This window comes from Caballeronia arvi (assembly GCF_001544695.2).
In the GTDB taxonomy this organism is placed as follows: Bacteria; Pseudomonadota; Gammaproteobacteria; order Burkholderiales; family Burkholderiaceae; genus Caballeronia; species Caballeronia arvi.
This window is the reverse complement of the sequence record NZ_FCOM02000248.1, coordinates 1-1,218: the sequence shown is the minus strand read 5'-3', so window position 1 is coordinate 1,218 and position 1,218 is coordinate 1. Positions and strand designations below refer to the sequence as shown.

1 protein-coding gene is annotated in these 1,218 nt (G+C 57.4%); it reads right to left on the bottom strand.

The window, feature by feature from the left end; translation table 11 throughout:
* Positions 1–134 precede the first annotated feature (134 nt).
* Entirely contained in the window at positions 135–1,127 is a 993-nt protein-coding gene (locus AWB74_RS44690; protein ID WP_061152820.1) for an IS5 family transposase, read from the bottom strand.
* Positions 1,128–1,218 lie beyond the last annotated feature (91 nt).

Here is a 1,218-nt window from a genome sequence, read left to right as displayed (position 1 = left end):
CTAGGGAAACGCTGATTAATGAGTTGTCGGGTCGGCTTGAAGATCAAGAGGCGTCGGAGCTTCTTGATAACGAATCGAATCGGCGCTCATTTCGGCGGATTCGGCTCGTAAACGAGCCCCTCTGCTCGCATTTTTCATACGCATGACGGATTGCTCCCATGGACCGATCGCAACAGATTTCGCGCAATCACCAGATTCGCCAGCGCGAACAAGCTGAACAGTTGCGCAGTGTTCTTGGCCAAGCCCTTGTATCGGGTCTTGCGATGGTGAAACAGGTTCTTGACGATATGAAACGGATGCTCGACGCGCGAACGGATCTGCGCCTTGGTTCGCTCAAGCGCAGTCAAGAGGTCCTTCAGCGGACCCTCCTGCATCGCCTTGATCTTTCCGCGCTTGGCAGCGACGTGCCACTTTACTGCCTTGCCTTTCATTTCATCACGCTTGTCTACACCAATGTAGCCCGCGTCGGCGAACGCTTCCTCTTCATGGCCATGCAGCAGCAAATGGGCTTGCGACACATCCGACACGTTGGCCGCCGTCCCGGCCACGCTGTGGACCAAGCCCGAATCGGCGTCCACGCCAACGTGGGCTTTCATCCCAAAGTGCCACTCGTTTCCCTTCTTCGTTTGATGCATCTCTGGGTCACGGCTCTTCTCGGCGTTCTTGGTCGACGGTGGCGCTTCGATGATCGTCGCATCAACCAGCGTGCCTTCCTTCATCATCAGTCCACGCTCGCACAGCGAGATACCGATCTCGTCGAACAGCTTCCTTGTCAGCTCGTGCTCGATCAGGAGGCGCCGGAACTTCAACAACGTGGTCGCATCCGGCACGTTCTCGACTGCCAGATCGATGCCGGCGAAGCTGCGCAGCGCAATGCTGTCATACAGCGCGTCTTCCAGCCCTTCGTCCGACAGCCCGTACCACTGCTGCAGAAAGTAGATTCGCAGCATTCGCTCCAGTCCAATCGGCGGACGGCCTCGCATGCCATTCGGGTAATGCGGTTCGATTGCACACAGCAAACGCTGCCACGGCACGATCTTCTCCATCTCCGCCAAGAAGCGTTGGCGCCTCGTCACGCGCTTCTTGCCTGCAATTTCCGCTTCCGCGAAGCCGATCTGCCTCTTCATCCTCGTGGGTCCGTTTCGTGAGCTGCCTTCTATAACGTCCGCAGCTACGTGAGCGATGACCGCCGAGCTCTATTAATCAGCGTTTCCCTAG